Annotated in this window: 5 protein-coding genes; 4 read left to right on the top strand and 1 reads right to left on the bottom strand. The window is 63.4% G+C overall.

All coding sequences use genetic code 11. The features are described 5' to 3' along the window. Positions 1-223: 223 nt before the first annotated feature. Complete coding sequence (locus tag ACTHNR_RS09440; protein ID WP_440547321.1) at positions 224-1,057, bottom strand: RNA methyltransferase; 834 nt, start codon at positions 1,055-1,057, stop codon at positions 224-226. Between the two features lie 331 nt (positions 1,058-1,388). On the opposite strand from ACTHNR_RS09440, the gene ACTHNR_RS09435 reads away from it, so the two are divergent. The 4 genes from ACTHNR_RS09435 (at position 1,389) to ACTHNR_RS09420 (ending at position 4,939) form a co-directional block, all read left to right on the top strand. After that, positions 1,389-2,189, top strand: coding sequence for an inositol monophosphatase family protein (locus ACTHNR_RS09435; protein ID WP_440547320.1), 801 nt, complete (start codon positions 1,389-1,391; stop codon positions 2,187-2,189). A 165-nt stretch (positions 2,190-2,354) separates the two neighbouring features. After that, complete coding sequence (gene lplT, locus ACTHNR_RS09430; protein ID WP_440547319.1) at positions 2,355-3,653, top strand: lysophospholipid transporter LplT; 1,299 nt, start codon at positions 2,355-2,357, stop codon at positions 3,651-3,653. Between the two features lie 351 nt (positions 3,654-4,004). Further along, entirely contained in the window at positions 4,005-4,412 is a 408-nt protein-coding gene (locus ACTHNR_RS09425) for a type II toxin-antitoxin system RelE/ParE family toxin (protein WP_440547318.1), read from the top strand. Beyond that, positions 4,409-4,939, top strand: a complete 531-nt coding sequence (locus ACTHNR_RS09420; protein ID WP_440547317.1) for a helix-turn-helix domain-containing protein — start codon at positions 4,409-4,411, stop codon at positions 4,937-4,939. The genes ACTHNR_RS09425 and ACTHNR_RS09420 overlap by 4 nt, the downstream gene beginning before the upstream one ends. The last annotated feature ends 501 nt before the right edge of the window (positions 4,940-5,440 follow it).

The raw sequence follows: 5,440 nt of genomic DNA, 5'->3' as shown, positions 1-5,440 counted from the left end.
TCCCGCTGGCGGATCGTGGCAATGTCTTCGCGAAGTCTCTGGAACATGGTGGGGCTCGCTGAAATAACGCCGCGAGGCAGACGCGCCGATGGGCGCCTATATGACCTGCGGCGATTTCCTTATGACGGAGGCTTCGATTGTATGTGGAACATGTCGATCGTGCTGAAGCCGTCCAATCGCCCCTGCGCGAATGAGGGGCATTGCGCTCGCTCGCGCTCGCCGCCTAGGTCGAGGACGAGTCGTCCCTGCCGTGCGCCTTGAGCAGAATGTGCTTGGCGATCCCGCGCACGATGTTGACCTCTTCGCGTTCGAGCCCCGCGCGCGCAAACAGCCGCCGCAGCCGCGACATGAGCTTTTTCGGGTTCGCCGGGTCGAGAAACTGGAGGGCGATCAGCGCATTTTCGAGGTGAACGTACATGCGCTCGATGTCCTCGCTCGGAGCGCGCCCGCCGGCCGCGTCGTCGCCGAGCGCCGAACCGCCGGCGGCCTGCTCGTTCGCCTGCTCGCCTACGAGATACGCCATCCGCAGCTCGTAGGCGAGCACCTGCACGGCTTGGGCGAGATTAAGCGAACTGTAAGCCGGATTGGCGGGGATATGGGCGAGCGCGCTGCATCGCTCGACGTGCTCGTTCGAGAGCCCCGTCCGCTCGTTGCCGAACACGAACGCAATGTCGCCGCCCAAAGCATGGCTGCGCGCCTCGTCCGCCGCTTCGCGCGGCGCGAGCTGCGGAGGGCCGTATTCGCGCATCCGCGCGGTCAGCGCCACGGACCACGTGACGTTCGCCAAGGCATCGGCGATCGTCGGCACGATGCGGGCCGTGGCCAGCACATCCTCCGCGCCGCTGGCCATGGCGATGGCCTCCGGGTCGGTCTGCACATGGGCGACGCGGGGCGAGACGAGCACGAGACGCGAAAACCCCATGGTCTTGAGCGCACGCGCCGCGGCGCCCACGTTGCCCGGATGACTGGGTTCGACGAGGACGAACAGGGTCGACGTGAAGCCGCCGTGCGGACCGGATGGGCAGGTATGGACGGTAGCCGAGGGCGAATGCGACATGGAGCGAATCAAGATAGAGAAAATCGAGGGGTCCGGCGAGACGAGGGGCGAGGCATCGACTGCCGCTATGGTAGCGCGCTCGAGCCCGCGGCGCGACCGACGCCGAGGCCGCGGGGGCCGCGGCGACGGGCCGCCGCAACGTTTGAGCCCTCGACGCCGTCGACTCGGGTAAAATCACGTTATTCGTGCATGGCGATCGGGGGAACGACACCCGAGCGCATGCGCATCGTTCTTCTCCAATTCGCTTTCGTCGACGGAATGCCCGCGCATTCCGGGCGGTATGGCTCACCCGTCGCAGCGTTCGCACCGCCGCGGTACAAGGAATCCGTTTATGCACCCGATGCTCAACATTGCCGTCAAGGCCGCCCGTCGCGCCGGACAGATCATCAACCGCGCTTCGCTCGATTTGGACCTGGTTCAAGTCAGCAAGAAGCAGCACAACGATTTCGTGACGGAAGTCGACAAAGCGGCCGAAGCGGCCATCATCGATACGCTGAAAACGGCGTACCCCGACCACGCGATCCTCGCCGAGGAGTCGGGCCGCTCCGAAAACGAATCCGATTACGTCTGGATCATCGATCCGCTCGACGGCACCACCAACTTCATTCACGGCCTGCCCTACTACGGCGTGTCGATCGCGCTCGCGCATAAAGGCATCGTGACGCAAGCCGTGGTGTACGATCCGACGCGCAACGACTTGTTCACCGCCTCGCGCGGCCGCGGCGCCTACTTGAACGACCGCCGCATTCGCGTCGGGCGCCGCGATCGGCTGGGCGACGCGCTGATCGGCACGGGCTTTCCCTTCCGCGAGAACGATCGCCTCGAAGCATACTGCCGCCTGTTCGCCGAAATGACGCGTTCGTGCACGGGCCTGCGCCGTCCGGGCGCGGCCGCGCTCGACTTGGCGAACGTGGCGGCGGGCCGTCTCGATGGCTTCTTCGAGCAAGGCATCAGCGCATGGGACATGGCCGCGGGCAGTTTGCTGATCACGGAAGCGGGCGGCCTCGTGGGCAACTATACGGGCGATTCCGACTTCCTTCACCTCGGTGAAATCGTCGCGGGCAACCCGAAGATCTACGCGCAGATGGTGCCGATTCTGAGCCCGTATAGCCGCTTGTCGAACAACGAGTAACGCGGCGGCGAGCATCTGCCATATCGCGGCGAGGCGGTTCGGCCGCAATGCGTTGTCCCAGATGCGCGCCAGATGCGACGCAGATACAACAGGCGGCTTCGGCCGCCTTTTTGCTGACTCCTCCCTTTCTGAAAACGGAAAGCACGCCGACGTACGATCCGCCCGATGAAAAAAGGCTTCCACACGATCATCGCCGCGCAGTTCGTTTCATCGCTCGCCGACAACGCGCTGCTGATCTCCGCCATCGCGCTGCTCACCGCCGCACACGCGGCCGCCTGGTTCACGCCGCTCCTGCAGATCTTGTTCACGACTTCGTACGTCGTGCTCGCCCCGTTCGCCGGCGCGTTCGCCGACGCCCTGCAAAAGCGTCATGTCATGTTCGCGGCCAATGCGCTCAAGGCGCTCGGCTGCGCGATGATGCTTGCCGGCGTGCATCCGATGGTGGCTTACGGGGTGGTAGGCATTGGCGCGGCGGCCTACTCGCCCGCCAAGTACGGCATCCTCACCGAACTCTTGCCGGCCGAGCGGCTCGTCGCCGCGAACGCGTGGCTCGAATCGGCGACGGTGCTGTCGACGATACTCGGCACCGCGCTCGGCGGCTCGCTCATCAGCCCCTATGTGGCGCACGTTTTGTCGGGGATGCACTGGGCCCTGCCGCGCCGCGCGCCCGAATTCGCGATGTTCGCCGTGATGCTGGTCTATGCCGCGGCAGCGCTCATCAACATCGGCATTCCGGACACGGGCGCGCGCTACAAGAATCGGCTGCGCGAGCCGCAGCGGCTCGTCGGCGAATTCGTCGACAGCTTCAACCTGTTGTGGGGCGACGCGCTCGCGCAGATCGCGCTGTGGGTGACGACGCTCATGTGGGGCGCGGCCGTGACGCTGCAGTTGCTCGTGCTCAGATGGGCCGGGGCGAATTTGGGATTATCCCTGTCGACGGCCGCGCTCATGCAGGGCGCGACCGGCATCGGGATCGCCGTGGGCGCCGGCGCCGCGGCCGCCTTCGTGCCGCTTGCGCGCTCGCTGCGCGTGCTCCCTGTCGGGATCGCATCGGGCATCGTCGCAATCGCCATGGCGTTTTACGGCAAATGGCTTTTTCCAGCCTCGGCGGGTTTGCATCTCGGCGGGCACTTCGTCGCGGCAGACATCGCCCTCGCCTACCCGCTCATGATCGCGCTGGGCGGCTTGGCCGGCTATTTCATCGTGCCGATGAACGCGCTGCTGCAGCATCGCGGCGCGACGCTCATCACGGCGGGGCACTCGATCGCCGTGCAGAACTTCAATCAAAACCTGGCCGTGCTGCTGATGCTCGGCGCCTATGCGCTTTTGCTGTGGGCGAATGTGCCGGTACAAGGGATCATCGTCACGTTCGGGGTGTTCGTCTGCGCGATGATTTGGCTTGCCAAGCGACGCAGCGAAGCCAATGCACGCAAGGTCGATCTGCGCGCGATGATCGAAGATTGAGGGGCGCCGCAGCGCCGCTGCTGTTCGCGTCTCCATGCTTTCACGATTAACAGCCCAGTGCCGTGTCGCGCGTGACCCTCGAAGTTTTCCTCACGAATCGTCCGCATACGGTGACTGCTCCGACCACGATCGGGATTGTCTCGGAATTGTTCTGATCCCTACGCTGTTCACTGCGCAAGCTGACAGCCCCGTCCCCACTCGCTGTCAGGCCAGGACCGTCACCCCCTGCCACTCGTCGTAGATCTCCCTCCATAATGCGCGCCGATAGCGGGCGGAAGGGTAAGACGGTGTCGTAGGCCATTACCTTCGCCAAAAATATCACCTTGACATAATATCATGCGGAGATGATGATTGAACCTGAAGAACTGGACTGTGGTCTTCCACGAAGCGTTCGAGCCGGAGTTTCGGAAACTTGATCCGACAGTTCGACGAGAGCTGCTCTCGACCGCTTTGGCTGTCCAGCAAATGGGCCCGGACGCAGGCAGGCCCTACGTGGGAACATTGTCCAACGCCAAACATCCGAACATGAAAGCGCTGCGTTTCACCGCAAACGGCGGAGCAGAGGTTTGGCGAGTAGCGTTCGCGTTCGATCCGGAGCGAAAGGCCATTGTGCTGGTTGCGGGAGACAAGCAAGGTATGAACGACCAGTTGTTCTACAAGAGACTCCTCCAAGTCGCTAACGCTCGATTCGATCGTCATTTGGCCCGTTTGACCCATGTAGCAAAGCCGGCCAAAGGCACGGTGAAACGACCTGCATGAACAAGGAAAAAGAGGAAGCGGAAATGGGACGAACACTGAACGAGATCATCGGCGAACTGCCAGAAGCGGAGCAAGCCGACATCCGAGCCAGGGCAGATCACAAGGTCGAAGAAATGCTGCGAGAGGCCGGCAACTTGGGCGCCATCCGGAAGGCCTTGGGCAAAACCCAGGTGAACGTGGCGGAAAAGTTGGGCGTCAAGCAAAATGCGATCTCCCAACTCGAAAAACGCCAGGATATCTACCTCTCGACGTTTAAGAAATTCCTCAGGACGTTGGGAATGGAACTTGAAATGGTCCTCGTCGCGAAAAACGGGGACCGGTATGCGTTGACCAACTTCGATCCATCGAAAGGCGTCGACCACCTCTTTGCTGAAAGCGGAGGCTCGGCCGGAGCGGACGCCAGACGCGCGCCGCGCAGGCGTACTGTTCAGAAAGCAGTTGCGGCGACCAAGCAGGCTCCGGGTAAGCCGGCCACCGCGTCAACGACGCCGGCGAAAAAGAAGGCAACCGCTCGGCGCGTTCGTTAACGAGCGAACCGCCAGCAGCGGAAGCTATCCTCCTCGCAGGCAACAGCCCGTTGCCCCGACGGGACCGAACGCCCGCCATGGGCGATGCCCTCGCTTATACGGCGGTTTTTGGGCCGCCGGGCAAAACCAGGGTTCCGTATCCCCGAATCCCCTAAAATACGGGGCTTGCTCTGGACCTCGCTGCGACCGCCGGCGCCCCTCCCGTTCGATTGCGCGCCTCTGTTCGCGCGCAAGGCAAAGATGGCCGTTCGAACGACTGCACCTGACGCTAGCCGAGAAGTAGAGTCGGTCGTATCCGCCGCCCCTCGCTAACTCGCTACACCGTCTTGCGCAAGGGCCCGAAGATCGACCGCGAAAATCCGCATCCGAACACGTTTGCCCCGATTACCCATGAAAACCGAAACCAGCGTCGATGCTCCGGCGGAAGCCACGCTCGCGAAGCACACGCCCTACATGCAGCAGTACCTGCGCATCAAAGCCGACCACCCCGGCACGCTGCTG

Origin of the sequence: Trinickia sp., assembly GCF_051954495.1 — a bacterium.
Taxonomy (GTDB): Bacteria; Pseudomonadota; Gammaproteobacteria; order Burkholderiales; family Burkholderiaceae; genus Trinickia.
Note: the sequence above shows the minus strand (reverse complement) of the source record. Positions and strands in the feature narration are given on the sequence as shown.

Bases quoted from the DNA above. Each gene is read 5' to 3' on its own strand.
- ACTHNR_RS09440 (WP_440547321.1), bottom strand. From the start codon at position 1,057: ATGTCGCATTCGCCCTCGGCTACCGTCCATACCTGCCCATCCGGTCCG.
- ACTHNR_RS09435 (WP_440547320.1), top strand. From the start codon at position 1,389: ATGCACCCGATGCTCAACATTGCCGTCAAGGCCGCCCGTCGCGCCGGA.
- lplT (WP_440547319.1), top strand. From the start codon at position 2,355: ATGAAAAAAGGCTTCCACACGATCATCGCCGCGCAGTTCGTTTCATCG.
- ACTHNR_RS09420 (WP_440547317.1), top strand. From the start codon at position 4,409: ATGAACAAGGAAAAAGAGGAAGCGGAAATGGGACGAACACTGAACGAG.